This window comes from Streptomyces sp. NPDC004629, assembly GCF_042873595.1.
Lineage (GTDB): Bacteria > Actinomycetota > Actinomycetes > Streptomycetales > Streptomycetaceae > Streptomyces.
The window spans coordinates 84,163-102,688 of the sequence record NZ_JBIALO010000001.1; the positions used below are offsets into that span (position 1 = coordinate 84,163).

Here is an 18,526-nt window from a genome sequence, read left to right on the forward strand (position 1 = left end):
TGAAATAACAACTCTGTTCATCCGCAACCGTGTTCACCCCGTACCGGTGGGGCACTACAGTGACTCAGCCGCTGTGGAACGGCTGTGTGGTCGCCTGGGGGGACAGACGCCGACCCGGCCGCGCGCGGCACTCGACTGACATGTCATCCGACCGTGGGGGGTCGACAACTTGAGATTGTTCACGCGCCGCCGTGCCGCGGCGCTCGCGACCGCGGCGGTGCTCGCCGCGGTGGGCGCCCTGGCGACCGCGCCGGGCGCCGCCGCCGACGACGCGGGGCCCTGGCCCGGCACCGAAGGCAAGATCCTCGTCGACGGGGGCACCCTGATCGACCCGGCGACCGGCAAGACCGCCCAGATCCCCAATGTGGGGGGCGACCACGCCGCCTGGGCACCGGACGGCAGCCGGCTGATCACCAGCTCGGGCCAGATCTCCAGCTTCCGTCCCAGCGGCTCCACCAAGATCACCCTGCCGTGGGCCGAAGGCGTGCGCTCCAGCGCCCCGTACGAGGACCTGGCCTTCGGCTGGAGCGGCGGGTACGTCGTCTTCTCCACCGGCGGTCAGCTCGTCTACGGCCCCTCGGACGGGTCGTGGGCCCCGGAGCCGCTGCTGACCAACGCCCTGGAGCCGTCCACCGTCTGCGACACCCACCCGACGGTGAGCACGACGGGCCTGGTCGCCTTCCAGCGCAACACCGGCCACGGCTGCTACGACAACGCCGGCGTCTACGTGTACGACGGGTCCGCGCAGACGGTCAAGCGCGTCCTCACCGACGCCCGGCAGCCCGACTACTCGCCCGACGGCACCAAGCTGGCCTTCGTCCGCCCGGACGCCGACGGCAACACCCAGATCTTCACGGCCGACGCCGACGGCACCGACGTCAGGCAGCTGACCACCGGCCCGCGGCGGTACGCCAACCCGTCCTGGTCGCCCACCGGCACCCGGATCGTCTTCGACGCCCACACCTCGCCGAACAGCGACGACGTGCACACGATCGAGTACGTCGACGTGGCCACCGGCGAGCTGACCAAGGTCGCGGGCGGTGCGGGCCAGCACATCGGCGACAACCCGAGCTGGCAGCCGCTGCGCAAGAACTCCACCGGCCGGGTCTGGGGCGCCGACTCCTACGCCACCAACGTCGCCTCCTCCCGCTGGAGCTGGAACACGGTCGGCACGAGCCGGCCCGGCCTGCTGGACGCGAAGTCCGCGGTGCTGGTCAACCGGGACGACTCGGCGTACTCGCTCACCGCGCCCACGCTGGCGGGCAAGAAGCAGGGCCCGGTGCTGATGACGCCGAAGACCGGGCTGTCGACGGCGGTGAAGAACGAGCTGAAGCGGGTGCTGAAGCCGGGTGCGAACGTCTGGATGCTGGGCGGCACGTCCGTCCTGTCCGGCGACGTCGCCGCGCAGCTGCGGACCCTCGGCTACGTCCCGAAGCGGATCTCCGCCGCGGACCGCTACGCGACCTCCGTCTCGGCGGCCAAGGTGGTGACCACCAGCCCGAAGTATGTCTTCCTGGCCAGCGGCACCGACTACAAGGCGGCCCTTCCGGCGGCCGCAGCGGCGGGCGCGGGCGGCCCGGGCAGCGCGGGCAGTCTCGTGCTCACCAGCGGCAACACGCTGTCCTCGGCGGTGAAGTCGTACCTCAACAGCCTGAACCCCGACAAGACCATGATCATCCCGGTCGGGTCGGCGGCGAAGTACGCGGTGACGCACACGTACCTCTCCAAGTGGCCGTCGACGTACTACTACTACCCGGTCACGGCGGGCACCGCCGAGGCCCTCTCGGTGGCCGTCGCCAAGCTCTGGTGGACCACGCCGCGCACGGTCGCCGTCGCCTACACCGGCTCCTGGCGCGACGGGATGTCCGCGGGCGCGGCGATGAACGTCTACGGCCCCATCCTGTGGACGTCCCGGCCCGGCCTGTCCAACGACACGAAGAGCTACCTGCTGCGCCAGTCCGCGGGCACCCACTCCGTCATCGCCTTCGGCGACACCGGCTCGGTCACCCTGGGCGGGCTGAACACGGCCGGCTCGTCGATCAGCGCCGGCGGGAACGACTTCGTGTACCGGCCGTTCTACAACGGCGTCGAGGGGGCGGGCACGCAGTCCTTCGCGCTGCGCGCCGGCGGCGACGGGCCCGCCGCAGCCCCGGCCAAGTCCGGCCGGCCTGCCGCCGAGCCGAACCTGGACTCGCTCAGGACGGCCCGGCACCAGTAGCGGTCGCCGTCGCGGGGGCCCCGACCAACATGGTCGGCGCCCCCGCGACGCGCGTGAGGAACACGGTCGCCGCGTTCGGCCCCTGCGGCCTGACCTTCCTGCGCAGTTCCTCCGGCTCCACCGCCGACCCCCGCTTCTTCACGGTCAGCGTCCCGACCCGCCGCTCCCGCAGCAGCGCCCTCAACTTCTTGACGTTGAAGGGGAGCCGGTCGGTGATCTCGTACGCCGTGGCGTACGGCGTCGCCCGCAGTTCGTCCGCGGTCACATAGGCGATGGTCGGGTCGATCAGCCCGCCGCCCAGCTCCGCGGCGACCTCGGCCACCAGATGCGCCCGGATGACGGCGCCGTCGGGTTCGTACAAGTACCGCCCCACGGACCGCACTTCGGGGTCCGGCAGCCCCCGGCCGAGCAGGCTCCGCGGACCGGGCAGCAGGGTGGCCCGCACGGCGCCCGGTGTCCCGGTGCCGAACCAGAGCACCGCCTCCTTCACCTCCCCGCCGTCCGAGATCCACTCGGCCTCGGCCCGGTCCGGGATCGCCTCGTGGGCAATCCCCGGCGCGATCTTCAGCGCGGCCGTGCGCGCCGTCGACGCCGCCCCCACCGCCCAGGACAGCGGCGGCGAGTAGCCCTCCGGGTCGAAGATCCGCCCACCCGTCGCCCGGCCGCCGCCCGTCACCGACGCGCCTCGCGCGGCTCCTCCCGTTCTGCCGCCGCGCCGGGCCGGGTCGACGAACACCGCGTCCCAGCCGGAGGCGTCGACCCCGGTGACATCCGCCTCCCGCACCTCGATCAGCTCCTGGAGGCCCAGTGCCGCCGTGTTCGCGCGGGTGACCTCGACCGTCAGCGGATCCCGGTCCACGGCGAGCACCCGGATCCCGGCGCGGGCGAACGCGATCGCGTCGCCCCCGATGCCGCAGCACAGGTCGGCGACGGAGCCGACGCCCAGGTCGCGCAGCCGTGCCGCCCGGTACGTCGCCACGCTGGTCCGGGTCGCCTGCTCGACCCCGTCGGGCGTGAAGTACATCCGCCCCGCGTCCGCGGCCCCGAACTTGGCCGCCGCACGCTGCCGCAGCCGCGCCTGGCCGAGGGCCGCCGAGACCAGTTCGGCCGGGTGCGCGCGGCGCAGCCGGGTGGCGACGGCGAGTTCGTCGCCGGGCCGTGTGTCGCGTACCTCGTCGAGGAGGGCACGGCCCTCGGGGGTGAGCAGCGAGCGGAAGGGGAGCAGGTCGTTCACCGGGCCATTGTGGGCCAGTCGATGGATGCTGCGCCCGCGGCGGCGGTGTCGGACCGGATCGGCGGCCGGTGACTGCGAGGATCCGGCACCATGCGAGTAGTAGTACAAAATGACAAAATTAGTGCACTTCGTGAAAGAACATCCGTCCGGGGCGGCCTCGCCCTGCTCGCCGTCACCGCCGTCGTCTCCGGCTGCACGGCGCCGGGCGGTGACGCGGACGTCCGTCCCGCCTCGGGCCGGCAGCCGCACCAGGCACCCCCCGCCCCCCGTCTGGACGACTACGACGCCCGGCGCAGCACCGACCGTGCCACTCTGGCCGCCGCCGCCCGCCGCTGGGGCCTGGACGAGGTACCCCTGACGCCCCCGCGGCCCCCGGCGCACAAGCCGCGGATCACCGCCCGCGACGGCTTCGAGGTCGAGGACCAGGAGGAACTGGGCCTGCCCCCGGTCTTCACCACGATCCCCTCCCAGCAGAAGGTCGTCTTCCTCACCATCGACGACGGCGCCGAGAAGGACCCCGCGTTCCTGCGCATGATGGCCGACCTGAAGATCCCGTACACCGCCTTCCTCAGCGACTACCTGGCCAAGGACGACTACGGCTACTTCCGGAAGATGCAGTCGCAGGGCATCACGCTCAACAACCACACCCTCCACCACCCCTACCTGCCCGGCCTGTCCTACGAGGAGCAGCGGGACGAGATCTGCGGCATGCAGGACATCATGGAGAAGCAGATCGGCAAGCGCCCGACCGTCTTCCGCCCGCCGTACGGCAACTACAACCGGGACACCCTGGTCGCCGCCAAGTCCTGCGGGATCAAGTACGCGCCGATCTGGGACGAGGAGGTCTTCGTCGACCACTGGGAGTACCGCGAGTGGGACCGCAGCCTGCACCCCGGAGACATCGTGCTCACCCACTTCCGGGGCCGCTCCGACTGGGACGGGTCCATGACCGACATGGTCCGGCGGTTCCTGAACAAGGTCACACGCGAGGGGTACGCGGTGGCACGCCTGGAGGACTACCTGTGAGGCGCCAGGGGCGGCCCACGGCGGCGGCACGGCGCCGGACGCTGACCGCCACCGCCCTGGCCGGCGTCCTGCTCCTGGCCGGCTGCGCCCAGTCCGTCGACCCCATCGAACGGCTCGGCAAGAAGGCCGCCCAGGGCGTACGGTCACACGGCCCGGCCACCCGGCAGCCCTACCGCCAATGGGGTCTCAGCGCCCCGCTCGCCCCGGCCCCCAAGCCCGCGGCGCGCCCCCTGCCGGCCGGCACCGCGGGCCGCCCCCTGCCCCCGGTCGTGGACCACGTGACGACCTCCGACCCGGTCGTCTTCCTCACCTACGACGACGGCGCCGAGCGGGACCCCCGGTTCATCGACATGGTCCGCGACCTGCGGCTCCCGGTCAGCTTCTTCCTCACCGACAGCGTCGTCGGGCCGGGCTACGGCCACTTCGCCCGCCTCCGCTCGGTCGGCGCCGACGTCCAGAACCACACCCTCGACCATCCCGCCCTGCGCGGACTGCCCTACGCGGGGCAGCGCGCCGAGATCTGCGGCCAGCAGGACAAGCTCAAGTCCCGCTTCGGCGTCCGCCCCCGCCTCCTGCGCCCGCCCTACGGCACGTACGACACGACGACCCTGCGCGCGGCGGCCGACTGCGGCATCGCCGCGGTGATCCTGTGGCGGGCCGCGATGGGCGCCGACACCCTCGACTACGTCCGGGGCGACCAGCGCCTGAGCCCCGGCGACATCATCCTGGTCGGCCCCGACGAGTCCACCGGACCCACCCTCAGGGAGCGCACGACGCGCCTGCTCCGGCGGGTCCAGTCAGCGGGTCTGACCGTGGGCCGCCTGGAGGACTACCTGTGAAACCGTCGGGGCCACCTCGGCGGACGCGCCACGGTCGATTGGCACTCCGCTTGACCGAGTGCTAATCACAGTCATAGTCTCGGCTCTGGCACTCCCCCATGGAGAGTGCCAACAACGCGACGGGCAGGTCCGGCACCCGCGACGACGGATCGACCTGGTCGCCACCTCAGACAGTTAACCCCGTGAGATCTCCGAAGGGGGAGGTCGGATCGTGACGACCGCCAGCTCCAAGGTTGCCATCAAGCCGCTTGAGGACCGCATCGTGGTCCAGCCGCTGGACGCCGAGCAGACCACGGCCTCGGGCCTGGTCATTCCGGACACCGCCAAGGAGAAGCCCCAGGAGGGCGTCGTCCTGGCCGTGGGTCCGGGCCGTTTTGAGGACGGTAACCGTCTTCCGCTCGACGTCAGCGTCGGCGACGTCGTGCTCTACAGCAAGTACGGCGGCACCGAGGTGAAGTACAACAACGAGGAGTACCTCGTTCTCTCGGCCCGCGACGTGCTCGCGATCATCGAGAAGTAATTCACCCCCAGCACTCGTGCTGTGAGCTGCGCCCCTGGCCCCGCCATCAAGAAGCCGGGCGCCCGGGGCGCAGCGTCTTTATCACCAGATTTCCGAGAGGGCCCCCGCTGCCATGGCGAAGATCCTGAAGTTCGACGAGGACGCCCGTCGCGCCCTTGAGCGCGGCGTCAACAAGCTGGCCGACACGGTGAAGGTGACGATCGGCCCCAAGGGCCGCAACGTCGTCATCGACAAGAAGTTCGGCGCCCCCACCATCACCAACGACGGCGTCACCATCGCGCGTGAGGTCGAGATCGAGGACCCGTACGAGAACCTCGGCGCCCAGCTGGTGAAGGAGGTGGCGACCAAGACCAACGACATCGCGGGTGACGGCACCACCACCGCCACCGTGCTGGCCCAGGCCCTGGTGCGCGAGGGTCTGAAGAACGTCGCCGCCGGCGCCTCCCCGGCCGCCCTGAAGAAGGGCATCGACGCCGCCGTCAAGGCCATCTCCGAGGACCTGCTCGGCTCGGCCCGGCCGATCGACGAGAAGTCCGACATCGCCGCCGTCGCCGCGCTGTCCGCCCAGGACCAGCAGGTCGGCGAGCTGATCGCCGAGGCGATGGACAAGGTCGGCAAGGACGGTGTCATCACCGTCGAGGAGTCCAACACCTTCGGCCTCGAACTGGACTTCACCGAGGGCATGGCCTTCGACAAGGGCTACCTGTCGCCGTACTTCGTGACGGACCAGGAGCGCATGGAGGCCGTCCTGGAGGACCCGTACATCCTCATCAACCAGGGCAAGATCGCCGCCATCGCGGACCTGCTGCCGCTGCTGGAGAAGGTCATCCAGGCGGGCTCCTCCAAGCCGCTGCTGATCATCGCCGAGGACGTCGAGGGCGAGGCCCTGTCGACCCTGGTCGTCAACAAGATCCGCGGCACCTTCAACGCCGTCGCGGTGAAGGCCCCGGGCTTCGGCGACCGCCGCAAGGCGATGCTGCAGGACATGGCGATCCTCACCGGCGCCACCGTCATCTCCGAGGAGGTCGGCCTCAAGCTGGACCAGGTCGGTCTGGACGTGCTCGGCACCGCCCGCCGCATCACCGTCACCAAGGACGACACCACCCTCGTCGACGGCGCCGGCGAGAAGTCGGACGTCGAGGGCCGCATCGCGCAGATCAAGGCCGAGATCGACAACACCGACTCCGACTGGGACCGCGAGAAGCTCCAGGAGCGCCTCGCGAAGCTGGCCGGCGGCGTGTGCGTGATCAAGGTCGGCGCCGCCACCGAGGTGGAGCTGAAGGAGAAGAAGCACCGTCTGGAGGACGCCATCTCCGCGACCCGCGCCGCGGTCGAGGAGGGCATCGTCTCCGGTGGTGGCTCCGCGCTCGTCCACTCCTCCAAGGTCCTCGACGGCAACCTCGACAAGTCCGGCGACGAGGCCACCGGTGTCGCGGTCGTCCGCAACGCCGTCGTCGAGCCGCTGCGCTGGATCGCGGAGAACGCGGGCCTGGAGGGCTACGTGATCGTCTCCAAGGTCAAGGAACTGGACAAGGGCAACGGCTACAACGCCGCCACCGGCGAGTACGGCGACCTGGTCAAGGCCGGCGTCATCGACCCGGTGAAGGTCACCCGCTCCGCCCTGGAGAACGCCGCCTCCATCGCCTCCCTCCTCCTGACGACCGAGACCCTGGTCGTCGAGAAGAAGGAAGAGGAGGAGCCGGCCGCCGCGGGCCACGGCCACGGCCACGCCCACTGACACCCGGCAGCACGAAGGCCCGGCACCCGAAAGGGCTGCCGGGCCTTCGCGCTGCCCGCCGCGGTCACCGCGGTCACTGCTCCAACTGGTCGAGCGCGCCCAACTGCTGCATCAGCCCCAACTGGTCGTGCTGCCACCACGTCTCGGCGATCCGGCCGTTCGTGCCGAACCGGAAGACGGTGGTCCCGGTCCTGGTGACCCGCCTGCCGGTGGCGGTGATCCCCAGGAACTCCCCCTGGTGCGTGGCGTTCCAGGTCCAGCGGGCACAGGCCCGGTCGCCCTGGACGATCAGGTCCTCCACGGTGAAGGCGGCATCGAAGGCGGCCCGCCACATCCGGAACTCGGCGCGGACCGAGTCCAGCCCGATCGTGTCCTGCGGATTGAGCGGATCGTGGCTGTGCACGTCCTCGTCGAGCAGGTCGTTCAGCGGCCCCAGCTCACCCGGCGCCGCGAGGGTCGCGAAGAAGCGCCGCACCGTCTCCGCGCCCAGCGGCTCGTCGCGCACGACGTCCAGGTCGATGAACGTCGGCATCTCGTCGCAGAGGGCGACCAGCTGCCGGTAGACCTTGTCCGTCTCGGGAAGGTTCGAGTTCCGCATCGCGTCCGCGTACGTGGGGAACTCCACGATCTCGACGATGTGCGACGCGTCGGACCGGTCCTTGCCGACCAGGTCGTATGTCGCGGTCCGCTTCCCCTTGGTCTGCTCGACCCATGTGTCCAGCAGCCGGTTCATCTCGTCGAACCGGCTCGTTCTGCACTCGATGAGCTGTACGAACGTCATGGCGCCGCCTCCGGCCCCCCTGGGTCCGGTTCCGTCCCGCCCATTTTCCCACCGGAGCGGCGCCCTCACCCCCGGCCCGACCGGGTTCCCCGGCGGCTCACCGCGGGCCGTACCTGCGTCCGGTCCGGGAGCTGATGCCGCCCACCAGCCCGCGCGGGGCCACCTTCGCCAGTCCCATCAGCGCCTTGTACCGCGGATCCGGGATGGACAGCGTCTTGCCGCGCGCCAGGTCCGCGAGCGCCGCCGCGACCAGCTTGTCCGCGTCCAGCCACATCCACCCCGGGATGTTGTCCGTGCCCATCCCGGCCCGCTGGTGGAACTCGGTGCGCACGAACCCGGGGGCCAGCGCCATCAGGCGGACGCCCGTACCGGCCAGATCCCTCGCGGCCCCCTGGGTGAACTGCACGACCCACGCCTTGGACGCCCCGTACGTGCCGCGCGGCACGAAGGCCGCCACCGAGGCCACGTTCACGATCCCGCCGCGCCCGCGCTCCCGCATCGCCTCGCTCGCCGCCGAGGTCAGCCGCAGCACCGCCTCGACGTGCACCTTGAGCATCCGCAGCTCGTCGGCCATCGGTACGTCGAGATAGCGGCCCTTGTTGCCGAAGCCGGCGTTGTTGATCAGCAGGTCGACGGGGTTCCTGCGGTCGCCGAGCCGGGTGGCGACCGCCTCGATGCCCTCGTCCCGCGCCAGGTCGGCCGTCAGCACCTCCGCCTCGATGCCGTGCCGGTCGTGCAGCTCGGTCGCCTGCTCGCGCAGCCGTCCGGTGTCCCGCGCGACCAGGACCAGGTCATGCCCGTCCGCCGCCAGCCGCCGCGCGAACGCGGCGCCGATCCCCGCCGTCGAACCCGTAATCAGAGCCGTTGTCATGGCGCAAGAGTAGTTACCCGCGGGGACCGCATCCGTTCCGTGCGCGCGGCCGTCCATCCGGTGCGACGCCCGCTCGCGGCCCGCCCGCGACGGCCGCTCAGACCCCCCGGCCGCCGTGCTTCGCCACGTACGCACGGGCCTCGGCCAGGGCCTCCGGGTGCAGGGCCTCGCCCGCCGCGAGAACGCGGGGCAGCAGCTCCCGCTCGGTCGTCTCCGCGCGGAACTGCACGGCGACCGTCACATCGTGCTCCGGCCGGTACACGATCCGCACCGGATCGCCCGCCTTGATCTCACCCGGCTCGATCACCCGGAGGTAGGCGCCGGGCGCACCCTTCCGCGTGAACCTCCTCACCCACCCCCGCTCGCCGAGGTGGGCCTGGAACGTCCGGCACGGGATGCGCCCGCAGGTGACTTCGAGCACGACGTCCGGGCCGACCCGCCAGCGCTCGCCGATCAGCGCGCCGGAGACATCGAGACCGCTCGTCGTCAGGTTCTCCCCGAAGGCGCCGTTGGCGAGCGTCCGGCCCAGCTCGCTCTCCCAGTCGTCGAGGTCCTCGCGCGCCACCGCGTACACCGCCTGGTCGTCGCCGCCGTGGTGGCGCAGGTCGCAGACCGCGTCCCCGGTGAGGCCGCTGCCGCCGCTGCCCTTCGGGCCCGGCGCGGCCACCCGCACCGGCCCGTCCACCGGACGCTTGTCGATGCCGGTCAGCCCGTCCGGCTGGTCCGTGTAGTCGACGGCCTTCGGGCGCCCCACATTCACCGAGAGAAGCTGCATGCCGGGCACCGTACGGCAGCGCGCTCAAAGCGTCGACGCAATATCGGGCACTTCATGCAAGGTCGGCTTATGCTCGAAGGGTGATCGAGGCCCGTCATCTCCGCGCCCTGCGCGCCGTCGCCACCACCGGCTCCTTCTCGGCGGCCGGCCGGGAACTGGGCTGCACCCAGCCGGCCGTCAGTCAGCAGATGAAGGCCCTTGAGACATCGGTCGGCACCCCGCTGCTGGTCCGCAGCGGTCGTGAGATGCGTCTGACGGAGGCGGGCGAGGCGCTGGTTCGGCACGCGTCGGGGATCCTCGCCGGGCTGACCGCGGCCGAGGAGGAGGTCGCCGCGATCGCCGGGCTGCGGGCCGGCCGGGTCCGCCTGGTGTCCTTCCCGAGCGGCAGCTCCACCCTCGTCCCCACCGCCCTCGCCGCGCTGCGCGCCGCCCATCCGGGCACCCGTGTCTTTCTTGAGGAGGCGGAGCCCCCGCGCTCCGTGGATCTGCTGCGCGCCGGCGACTGTGACGTGGCCCTGGCGTTCCGGTACGCGGACGCGGCGGGCGCCGGGGAAGCCGGGGAAGCCGGGGAATGGGACGACCTCGTCGTACGGCCGCTGCTGACGGACCGTCTGGTCGCGCTGGTGCCCGAGCGGCACCGGCTGGCGGGCGCGCGGTCCGTCGCCATCGGCGAACTCGCAGCGGAACCGTGGATCGCGGGCTGTCCGCGCTGCCGCGGCCAGTTGGTGGAGGTGTGCGAGGGCGCGGGCTTCACCCCCCGCATCGACTTCGCCACCGACGACTATCCGGCGGTGGTCGGTCTGGTCGGCGCCGGACTGGGCGTGGCCGTCCTGCCGCAGCTCGCGATCGAGTCGGTCCGCCCCCGGGGCGCGCGCACGGTGGCGCTGGAACCGGCGGTACGCCGGGAGATCGTCGCCCTCACGCTGCCCGACCTGGCCCATGTTCCGGCGGTGGCGGCGACGCTGGAGCAGCTGGCGCGGGCCGCCCGTCGGCAGTGAGGAGCGCGGGCAGGCAGGCGCGTGCGGCCACGCCTGGCAGGCGGGGCGCAGCGGTATGACGTTGCAGAAACGTTCCTTCAGGTGTTGGGTGCGGTGTCCCCACCGGCTGACGAAGCCGACACCAGCCGGTTCCGCGCCCGTCCCATCAGCTCCTCGCGCTCGTCCTCGGTCAGGCCGCCCCACACGCCGTACGGTTCGCGTACTGCCAGCGCATGCGCCGCGCACTCCGCGCGGACCGGGCACCTCATGCAGACCTCCTTGGCCGAGTTCTCGCGAGCACTCCGAGCCGCCCCGCGCTCACCCTCCGGGTGGAAGAAGAGCGAGCTGTCGACCCCACGGCAGGCAGCCAGCAACTGCCAGTCCCACAGGTCCGCGTTCGGTCCGGGAAGGCGGGAGAAATCTGCCATTACGTGACCCCTTGTCGCCGTTCTGGGCGGATACGGTGCCAACGACCGTACATGTCCGGTCTAAGAAGATGAAAATATGACTCATTGCGAATCTAGCCCCAGACACCGTGAAATGGGAAGAAAAGGGGCTAAACGGGGCATAGGTTGTGCTGAAAACTTGAGAGTCCGTCGGGCATGTATGCACCGTGTGCACGCCCTCACGTAGAGTGCCGAAGATGGCACGCAGCCCCGTAACTCTTTCGAGTGACCGTCGTTGAGAGTGCGGAGGCGGTTGAGAACACAAGCGCTCGGGCAGCCGTCCGAGACGGTCGACCGCACAGGTGACGATTCCGTACCAGCCTGGAGGCTCAAGGTGACGCGCATCAGCTGCGGAGGGCGGTCATGACATCCGTCCTCGTCTGCGACGACTCCCCGCTTGCCCGAGAGGCGCTCCGCCGCGCGGTCGCGACCGTGCCCGGCGTCGAGCGTGTGACGACGGCGGCCAACGGCGAGGAAGTCCTCCGCCGCTGGGGTGCCGACCGCTCGGACCTCATCCTCATGGACGTGCGCATGCCCGGACTGGGCGGCGTCGAGACCGTGCGGCGGCTGCTGTCCGCCGATCCCGGGGCCCGCATCATCATGCTCACCGTCGCCGAGGACCTCGACGGCGTGGCGCTCGCGGTCGCCGCCGGTGCCCGCGGCTATCTGCACAAGGACGCCTCGCGCGCCGAGTTGCGTGCCACGGTGACGCAGGCCCTCGCCGACCCGACCTGGCGGCTCGCCCCGCGCCGGCTGCGCTCGGCGGAGATGGGCGCCGCGCCCACCCTCACGGCGCGCGAGATCCAGGTGCTCGAAGGCATGAGCCACGGCCGCTCCAACGCCGAGATCGGCCGCGAGCTGTTCCTGTCCGAGGACACCGTGAAGACCCACGCCAGGCGGCTGTTCAAGAAGCTCGGCGCCTCGGACCGCGCACACGCGGTGGCGCTCGGCTTCCGCTGGGGTCTGGTCCGCTAGACCCCGCCGCCGGGTGTGCGGGTGCCCTGGTGGCCCAAGGGTCGCTCAGGGCTTCGCGGTCGGTGAACTGCGGGCCGTCCGTGGCTGGTCACGCGGTTCCCCGCGCCCCCTCGGGGGCGCGGACACCGGTCCGGGCGGCACCGTCCGGCGGGTGCCCGCTGCTCGTTTCGCCGCGGATGCCGCATCCTTGAGGTGTGGAGTCTCTCGGGGACGAGTCGGTCGAGCGGAAGGGGAGGGCGCAGGAGATGAGTGCCGGCGCACCTGCTCATAACGCTTCGGTGCACAACCATCAGCACGATGCGACGGACCGGACGGCCGCAGGGCACCATGGTCCGATGCGCGACGACGAGGCGGGCACGGCCCATGGGGCGATCGGTGCGCTCGTGCATCGCGCCGTCGACGGGGACGAGCAGGCCACGCACGACCTGCTCGCCCATGTCCACCCACTGGCGTTGCGCTACTGCCGCACCCGGCTGTCCCGGCTTCCCGGCGACGCGCGCCATTTCGTCGAGGACCTCGCGCAGGAGGTCTGCGTCGCCGTCCTCCTCGCGCTGCCCCGCTACCGGGACACCGGCCGGCCCTTCGAGGCCTTCGTCTTCGCCATCGCCTCGCACAAGGTCGCCGACCTGCAGCGGGCCGCGATGCGCCACCCGGGCTCCACGGCCGTCCCCTCCGACGAGATGCCCGAGCGCCCGGACGACTCCCTGGGCCCCGAGGAGCGGGCCCTGCTCAGCAGCGACGCCGAGTGGGCGAAGAAGCTGCTGGCCAACCTTCCGGAGAACCAGCGCGAGCTGCTGCTGCTGCGGATCGCGGTGGGCTTGACCGCGGAGGAGACCGGTCAGATGTTGGGAATGTCACCCGGTGCGGTACGGGTGGCGCAGCACAGGGCGCTCAGCCGCCTGCGGGCGCTGGCCGAACAGTAGCCGCCCGCGGGCGCGGACCAGTGCCTGAACGGGCCGGACGCACGGTCCGTACGAACATACGAAGCCCGGGGCCGCCCCGGACCGTGGAATGGGAGAGCCACGCTTCCCGTTAGCATGGACATCCGCACCGATCAAGGCCATTGGGGAAGGTGTCATGACTGCCAACGTCGACGGAGTGCCCGGTAAATTCGCGACACTCGGGCTGACCTACGACGACGTCTTGCTGCTGCCGGGTTCGTCGGACATGGAGCCCGACGACATCGACACCGCCTCGTACGTCTCCAAGAACGTGCGGGTCAACATCCCGCTCCTGTCCGCCGCCATGGACAAGGTCACCGAATCGCGCATGGCGATCGCGATGGCCCGCCAGGGCGGCGTCGGCGTCCTGCACCGCAACCTCTCCATCGAGGACCAGGCCAACCAGGTCGACCTGGTCAAGCGCTCCGAGTCCGGCATGGTCGCGGACCCCATCACGGTGCACCCCGAAGCCACGCTCGCCGAGGCCGACGCCCTGTGCGCGAAGTTCCGCATCAGCGGCGTCCCGGTGACGGACGGCGACAAGAGGCTGCTCGGCATCGTCACCAACCGTGACATGGCCTTCGAGACCGACCGCAGCCGTCGCGTCCATGAGGTCATGACGCCGATGCCGCTGGTCACCGGCAAGGTGGGGATCTCCGGCGACGACGCCGTGCAACTGCTGCGCAAGCACAAGATCGAGAAGCTGCCGCTGGTCGACGACGAGGGCATCCTCAAGGGCCTGATCACGGTCAAGGACTTCGTCAAGGCGGAGAAGTACCCGAACGCCGCCAAGGACGCCGAGGGCCGGCTCCTGGTCGGCGCCGCGGTCGGTGTCGCCGGTGACGCCTTCGAACGCGCCCAGGCACTGATCGAGGCCGGCGTCGACTTCATCGTCGTCGACACCGCGCACGGCCACTCCCGCCTGGTCGGCGACATGATCGCCAAGATCAAGTCGAACTCCGCGGGCGTCGACGTCATCGGCGGCAACATCGCCACCCGCGACGGCGCCCAGGCCCTGGTCGACGCGGGCGCCGACGGCATCAAGGTCGGTGTCGGACCGGGCTCGATCTGCACCACCCGCGTCGTCGCCGGCGTCGGCGTCCCGCAGGTCACCGCGATCTACGAGGCCGCGCTCGCCGCCAAGGAGGCCGGTGTCCCGGTCATCGGCGACGGCGGTCTGCAGTACTCCGGCGACATCGCCAAGGCGCTCGTCGCGGGCGCCGACACGGTGATGCTCGGCTCGCTGCTCGCGGGCTGCGAGGAGTCGCCCGGGGAACTGCTGTTCATCAACGGCAAGCAGTTCAAGTCGTACCGCGGCATGGGGTCCCTCGGCGCGATGCAGACCCGTGGCGATCGCAAGTCGTTCTCCAAGGACCGCTACTTCCAGGAGGGCGTCGCCTCCGACGACCAGCTGATCCCCGAGGGCATCGAGGGTCAGGTGCCCTACCGCGGCCCGCTGTCCTCCGTCGTCCACCAGCTGGTCGGCGGTCTGCGTCAGTCGATGTTCTACGTCGGCGGCCGGACCGTGCCGGAGCTGCAGTCCAACGGCCGGTTCGTGCGGATCACCTCGGCGGGCCTCAAGGAGAGCCACCCGCACGACATCCAGATGACGGTCGAGGCGCCCAACTACAGCAAGCTGTGACCCACGCGCGCGTGTACCGCGCGTGATGGACGTCCCGAGGGCGGCCCCGGAACTTCCGGGGCCGCCCTTGTCGTACCTGACCGAGCCCGCGCCGTATCCGGGCGGGCCGATGTCCGACATCTGAGCGAGGGCGGTGCCCGGCACCTGAGCGGGGGCGGTGCGCGGCCCGTCGGCGATACTGGAAGACGCTGAACGCATCAGGGAAAGGCCACAGACGTGACTGAGATCGAGATCGGGCGCGGCAAGCGCGGCCGCCGGGCGTACGCCTTCGACGACATCGCCGTCGTACCGAGCCGCCGTACGCGGGACCCGAAGGAGGTCTCGATCGCCTGGCAGATCGACGCCTACCGCTTCGAGCTGCCCTTCCTGGCCGCCCCCATGGACTCCGTCGTCTCCCCGGCCACCGCGATCCGCATCGGCGAGCTGGGCGGCCTGGGCGTGCTGAACCTGGAGGGGCTGTGGACGCGGTACGAGGACCCGCAGCCGCTGCTCGACGAGATCGCCGCACTGCCCGCCGAGGCGGCGACGCGGCGGCTTCAGGAGGTCTACGCGGCCCCCATCCAGGAGGAGCTGATCGGTGCGCGCATCAAGGAGGTGCGCGACTCCGGCGTGGTCACGGCCGCCGCGCTGTCCCCGCAGCGCACCGCCCAGTTCTCCAAGGCGGTGGTGGACGCGGGCGTCGACATCTTCGTCATCCGCGGTACGACGGTCTCCGCGGAACATGTGTCCTCCTCGCACGAGCCGCTGAACCTGAAGCAGTTCATCTACGAGCTGGACGTCCCTGTGATCGTCGGCGGCTGTGCCACCTACACGGCGGCCCTGCATCTGATGCGCACCGGTGCGGCCGGTGTGCTGGTCGGCTTCGGCGGCGGCGCCGCGCACACCACGCGCAACGTGCTCGGCATCCAGGTGCCGATGGCCACGGCGGTCGCCGACGTGGCCGCCGCGCGCCGGGACTACATGGACGAGTCCGGCGGCCGGTATGTGCATGTGATCGCGGACGGCGGCGTCGGCTGGTCCGGCGACCTGCCCAAGGCGATCGCCTGCGGCGCCGACTCGGTGATGATGGGCTCCCCGCTGGCCCGCGCCACCGACGCGCCCGGCAAGGGCCACCACTGGGGCATGGAGGCGGTCAACGAGGAGCTGCCGCGCGGCCAGAAGGTCGGCCTCGGCACGGTGGGCACGATCGAGGAGATCCTCACCGGCCCGTCCCACAGCCCCGACGGTTCGATGAACTTCTTCGGCGCCCTGCGCCGGGCCATGGCGACCACCGGTTACAGCGAGCTGAAGGAGTTCCAGCGGGTGGAGGTCACCGTGGCGGACTCGCAGCACCGGCGGTGAGGTGACACCGCGCTCGACCTGAGGCGCCGGCAAGGGCTCGGCCGCCCCTACTAGGGGTGGCCGAGCCCTTCCGTTTGCCCAAGTGGCTTGGCGGGGGCGCGCGTTGTGTGCGCGGGGCGCGCGGTTGCGTTCGGGGCGAATATGGGCTGAACGGGCGAAATCGGCAGGTAGCGTCAGTGATCGGCGACCCCGTTCTCTGGGGCGCCCCCTTCCAAGGACACGGTCCGGACCCCGCCCTCGGGGCCCGGCCCGAATTCCGACGGACCGCCCTACCGGGCCTCTGGGCGGCATCGTGGAAGGGGGCGCGCCCATGGGCCGTCACCGCAAGCCCACCCGCTGGGACCGCGTTCGGCTTCGGCTGGTGAAGTTCCGGAGGAGGTGGATCTTGCGGATTTACGGGAAGTGAGCGGCCACCCCTATAGAGACTAGGGGTGGACACTCCGTTCACCTTCAGGAGCCCGCTGCAGTAGCCCTCTGCGGTGGGCTCCACCTTTTTGTACGGTACCGGATTCGCTGTTGGGGCGGTCCGGTTCCGGAGGAGGTGGATCTTGCGGATTTACGGGAGGTGAGCGGCCACCCCTATGAGACGTAGGGGTGGACACTCCGTTCACCTTCAGGAGCCCGCCGTAGTACTCGCTACGGTGGGCTCCACCCTTTACGACCGGGGTGAGTGGCCGCCCCCATGAGATCTAGGGGCGGACACCCGTGAACCGGTCAGGAGCCCCCTGCAGTGGCCACTGCGGTGGGGCTCGGCCCGATTTGTACGCTACCCGTCGGCCGGCGCCCTGTGCCACCGGCTCTGGAGTGAGCCCCCGCCGCGTGCGCCCCCCTTCACAACCGGTGCGCCGCTCCCGTGGGTGTGGCGCCCCGTGTGTCCAGCAGCAGTTGAGCCTTCACCGACAGGCCCTGCATGTCGTACGTGCGGTGCTGCTGGAGGAGGATCGTGAGATCGGCGTCGGCCGCGGCCTCGTACAGGGAGTCGGCGCGCGGGACCGGGCGGTCCAGGACGCTCCAGGACGCGACGTGGGGGTCGTGGTAGCTGACGGAGGCGCCCAGCTCCATCAGCCGGATCGCGACCTCGTGGGCCGGGGTGCCCTGCTGGTCGGCGAGGTCGGCCTTGTAGGTGACGCCCAGCAGGAGCACGCGCGCGCCGCGGGCCGACTTGCCGTGCTCGTTGAGGAGGGCCGCGGCGCGCTGGACGACGTACCGGGGCATGCGGCCGTTGACCTGCTGGGCCAACTCCACCATGCGCAGCGGGCGGCCGGCGTGGCCGGTCAGGTCCTGCGGGACGCCGTGGCCGCCGACGCCGGGGCCGGGCCGGAACGCCTGGAAGCCGAACGGCTTGGTCTCCGCGCAGCGGATGACGTCCCACAGGTCCACGCCCAAGTCATGGCACAGGACGGCCATTTCGTTGACCAGGGCGATGTTGACGTGCCGGAAGTTCGTCTCCAGCAGTTGCACCGTCTCCGCCTCGCGCGGTCCACGCGCGCGTACCACCTTGTCGGTCAGCCGTGCGTAGAACGCCGCGGCGGATTCTGTGCAGGCCGGGGTGAGGCCGCCGATGACCTTGGGCGTGTTGGCCGGGGTGTGGTCCCGGCTGCCGGGGTCGACACGGCTGGGCGCATAGGCGAGGTGGAAGTCGCGGCCCGCGCGCAGCCCGGAGTCCTTCTCAAGGAGGGGCCGCAGGAAGTCCTCGGTGGTGCCCGGGTGCACCGGCGACTCCAGGATCACCGTGGTGTGCGGGCGCAGCCGGGCCGCCAGGGTGCGGGCGGCGGACTCCACCTGGCTCAGGTCGAGCCCGCCGTCCACGCCCCGTGGGGTCGGCGCGCAGATCACCGCGGTGCGCACCCGGCCGAGCCCGGCCGGGTCGGTGGCCGGCCGGAAGCCCCCCGAGAGCATCCGGCGCAGTTCGGCGGGGCTGAGCGAGCCGGCCTCCGGCCCGGTGGCGTAGCCGAGCGTGGGGATGCCGGCGGCGACGGCTGCCTGGGCGAGGGGCAGGCCGTAGGGGCCGAGTCCGATGACGGCGAGGTCTGCGGGCATGCGTGGGCCGTCCTTCCCAGTAGCCGAAGCGGGACAGGTGCGCAAGCCCGGTGGACAGGACGAGCGAGCGCAATGTCACACTAGGAGTAAATATGACCGTGATGTGGGATTGTGTTCTTGTGTCTTGCGGCGGTCTTCCGCCGGTCACGCGGTCGTTGTCCA

At 71.2% G+C, this 18,526-nt stretch carries 16 protein-coding genes; 10 read left to right on the forward strand and 6 right to left on the reverse strand.

All coding sequences use genetic code 11. The annotated features are described in order from the left end of the window. Positions 1-169 precede the first annotated feature (169 nt). Positions 170-2,218: a cell wall-binding repeat-containing protein gene (locus tag ACFYTE_RS00450; protein WP_388702844.1), complete on the forward strand. Its 2,049-nt coding sequence runs from the start codon at positions 170-172 to the stop codon at positions 2,216-2,218. On the opposite strand, the gene ACFYTE_RS00455 is transcribed toward ACFYTE_RS00450, so the two are convergent. Further along, a complete protein-coding gene (locus ACFYTE_RS00455; protein WP_388702847.1) occupies positions 2,196-3,560 on the reverse strand; it encodes an SAM-dependent methyltransferase in 1,365 nt (454 codons plus the stop codon). The genes ACFYTE_RS00450 and ACFYTE_RS00455 overlap by 23 nt on opposite strands. On the opposite strand from ACFYTE_RS00455, the gene ACFYTE_RS00460 reads away from it, so the two are divergent. The 4 genes from ACFYTE_RS00460 (at position 3,543) to groL (ending at position 7,575) form a co-directional block, all read left to right on the forward strand. Then, positions 3,543-4,478, forward strand: a complete 936-nt coding sequence (locus ACFYTE_RS00460; RefSeq protein WP_388702849.1) for a polysaccharide deacetylase family protein — start codon at positions 3,543-3,545, stop codon at positions 4,476-4,478. The two genes, ACFYTE_RS00455 and ACFYTE_RS00460, sit on opposite strands and share 18 nt — an antisense overlap. Then, complete coding sequence (locus tag ACFYTE_RS00465; protein WP_388702852.1) at positions 4,475-5,317, forward strand: polysaccharide deacetylase family protein; 843 nt, start codon at positions 4,475-4,477, stop codon at positions 5,315-5,317. The genes ACFYTE_RS00460 and ACFYTE_RS00465 overlap by 4 nt, the downstream gene beginning before the upstream one ends. Before the next feature lie 211 nt (positions 5,318-5,528). Beyond that, positions 5,529-5,837, forward strand: a complete 309-nt coding sequence (groES, locus tag ACFYTE_RS00470; RefSeq protein WP_132856129.1) for a co-chaperone GroES — start codon at positions 5,529-5,531, stop codon at positions 5,835-5,837. A 112-nt stretch (positions 5,838-5,949) separates the two neighbouring features. Continuing rightward, positions 5,950-7,575 (forward strand): chaperonin GroEL, encoded by a 1,626-nt coding sequence (gene groL / locus ACFYTE_RS00475; RefSeq protein ID WP_388702856.1) that lies wholly within the window; start codon positions 5,950-5,952, stop codon positions 7,573-7,575. A 73-nt stretch (positions 7,576-7,648) separates the two neighbouring features. Here groL and ACFYTE_RS00480 read toward each other — a convergent pair whose 3' ends face one another. The 3 genes from ACFYTE_RS00480 to ACFYTE_RS00490 all read right to left on the reverse strand — a co-directional run bounded on the left by ACFYTE_RS00480 (position 7,649) and on the right by ACFYTE_RS00490 (position 10,002). Beyond that, positions 7,649-8,356 (reverse strand): ester cyclase, encoded by a 708-nt coding sequence (locus ACFYTE_RS00480; RefSeq protein WP_388702859.1) that lies wholly within the window; start codon positions 8,354-8,356, stop codon positions 7,649-7,651. Positions 8,357-8,453: 97 nt separating this feature from the next. After that, a complete protein-coding gene (locus ACFYTE_RS00485; RefSeq protein WP_388702862.1) occupies positions 8,454-9,227 on the reverse strand; it encodes an SDR family NAD(P)-dependent oxidoreductase in 774 nt (257 codons plus the stop codon). A gap of 97 nt (positions 9,228-9,324) precedes the next feature. After that, positions 9,325-10,002 carry an MOSC domain-containing protein gene (locus ACFYTE_RS00490; protein WP_388702865.1) on the reverse strand — a complete coding sequence of 226 codons (678 nt, stop codon included), beginning with the start codon at positions 10,000-10,002 and terminating at the stop codon, positions 9,325-9,327. Positions 10,003-10,082: 80 nt separating this feature from the next. On the opposite strand from ACFYTE_RS00490, the gene ACFYTE_RS00495 reads away from it, so the two are divergent. Next, positions 10,083-11,000: a LysR family transcriptional regulator gene (locus ACFYTE_RS00495; RefSeq protein ID WP_388702866.1), complete on the forward strand. Its 918-nt coding sequence runs from the start codon at positions 10,083-10,085 to the stop codon at positions 10,998-11,000. Between the two features lie 77 nt (positions 11,001-11,077). Here ACFYTE_RS00495 and ACFYTE_RS00500 read toward each other — a convergent pair whose 3' ends face one another. Then, on the reverse strand, positions 11,078-11,407 hold the full coding sequence (locus ACFYTE_RS00500) for a WhiB family transcriptional regulator (RefSeq protein WP_388702869.1): 330 nt from the start codon (positions 11,405-11,407) through the stop codon (positions 11,078-11,080). A gap of 381 nt (positions 11,408-11,788) precedes the next feature. On the opposite strand from ACFYTE_RS00500, the gene ACFYTE_RS00505 reads away from it, so the two are divergent. The 4 genes from ACFYTE_RS00505 (at position 11,789) to ACFYTE_RS00520 (ending at position 16,324) form a co-directional block, all read left to right on the forward strand. Continuing rightward, positions 11,789-12,400, forward strand: a complete 612-nt coding sequence (locus ACFYTE_RS00505) for a response regulator transcription factor (RefSeq protein WP_003948568.1) — start codon at positions 11,789-11,791, stop codon at positions 12,398-12,400. Positions 12,401-12,735: 335 nt separating this feature from the next. After that, entirely contained in the window at positions 12,736-13,323 is a 588-nt protein-coding gene (locus ACFYTE_RS00510; RefSeq protein WP_030641278.1) for a sigma-70 family RNA polymerase sigma factor, read from the forward strand. Between the two features lie 154 nt (positions 13,324-13,477). Then, a complete protein-coding gene (gene guaB / locus ACFYTE_RS00515; protein ID WP_388702871.1) occupies positions 13,478-14,983 on the forward strand; it encodes an IMP dehydrogenase in 1,506 nt (501 codons plus the stop codon). Positions 14,984-15,199: 216 nt separating this feature from the next. Continuing rightward, positions 15,200-16,324 (forward strand): GuaB3 family IMP dehydrogenase-related protein, encoded by a 1,125-nt coding sequence (locus ACFYTE_RS00520; protein WP_388702874.1) that lies wholly within the window; start codon positions 15,200-15,202, stop codon positions 16,322-16,324. Between the two features lie 831 nt (positions 16,325-17,155). Here ACFYTE_RS00520 and ACFYTE_RS00525 read toward each other — a convergent pair. Next, entirely contained in the window at positions 17,156-18,364 is a 1,209-nt protein-coding gene (locus ACFYTE_RS00525; protein WP_388702876.1) for a nucleotide sugar dehydrogenase, read from the reverse strand. Between the last annotated feature and the right edge of the window lie 162 nt (positions 18,365-18,526).